The following is a 905-nucleotide window of genomic DNA, read 5'->3' as shown; positions in this document are numbered from 1 at the left end:
GGCAAATGGGCGCATGCCGGACGCGGAGCCCGGTGGGCGAAGAGCGCGCAGGATCGTCGGGCACAGAAGAAGCCCCGTCCGGACTTCCCAGGGTCTTCCCTGGAGAAGCCGACCGGGGCTTCACCCGTATCGGGTCGCTCCACCCGTGGCGGGCGGTTTCACCCTCACCGGGACGCTTCAGTCGTACCGAGGCGTCAGGCCGCGCGGGCGGACCTCACGCGGCGACCACGTCCACCGCCTCCGCGGGCGCCTTGATGGTCACCCGTTCCGGTGGCACACCGGTCACCGACACGGAACCCAGCATCGGACGGACCGGCGTGGGCACGGGCTCGGTGGCCCTGGCGGACTGGGCCAGTTCGGCGAGCGCCAGCTCGTCGCTCACTTCCCGCATGAGTTCCGACATCCGTACGTCCAGCGCGTCGCAGATGGCGGCGAGCAGCTCGGAGGAAGCCTCCTTCTGCCCCCGCTCCACCTCGGAGAGATAGCCGAGTGAGACTCGGGCGGACGAGGAGACTTCGCGCAGAGTACGGCCCTGGCGTTGGCGCTGCCGACGCAGCACGTCACCCAGCAGGCGACGGAGCAGAATCATCGGTGGCTCCCTCCTCGGACCGCGTAGCCGCATCCTTCTCGCCCCACCGTACCGCCTCGCGCCGCGGCCGTGCGGGGAGCGATGTCGTGTTCACTCAGGGCTGCAAACATCAAAACCCCCCGTTCCGTTCCGTATCCTGTGCCCGCTCATTCCCAGTCTGTTCGCCCGCAAGCTGCTCCAGGAGCACTGCGAGTACGCTCCGTACACTCTCCATACGAATTTCCGCACGGCCGCCGTTCAACCGCAGAGCCTCGACTTTTCCGCCACCGGCAGAACCGGCCCGGGCGGTGAGGGGTCCGTCGACGGCCACGAAGAC

At 68.7% G+C, this 905-nt stretch carries 1 protein-coding gene and 1 pseudogene; both read right to left on the bottom strand.

Annotation, left to right across the window (positions count from 1 at the left end; genetic code table 11):
* Positions 1-214: 214 nt before the first annotated feature.
* Complete coding sequence (locus CCN44_RS39495; RefSeq protein WP_014675397.1) at positions 215-589, bottom strand: helix-turn-helix domain-containing protein; 375 nt, start codon at positions 587-589, stop codon at positions 215-217.
* A gap of 109 nt (positions 590-698) precedes the next feature.
* Positions 699-905, bottom strand: a pseudogene (locus CCN44_RS39490) (damage-inducible protein CinA); the annotation flags it as partial.

This window comes from Streptomyces tricolor, from assembly GCF_002155905.1.
Taxonomy (GTDB): Bacteria; Actinomycetota; Actinomycetes; order Streptomycetales; family Streptomycetaceae; genus Streptomyces; species Streptomyces tricolor.
Note: the sequence above shows the minus strand (reverse complement) of the source record. Positions and strands in the feature narration are given on the sequence as shown.

What these genes read in the sequence shown, in the direction of transcription:
- CCN44_RS39495 (WP_014675397.1), bottom strand. Translation starts at nt 589, where the DNA reads ATGATTCTGCTCCGTCGCCTGCTGGGTGACGTGCTGCGTCGGCAGCGC.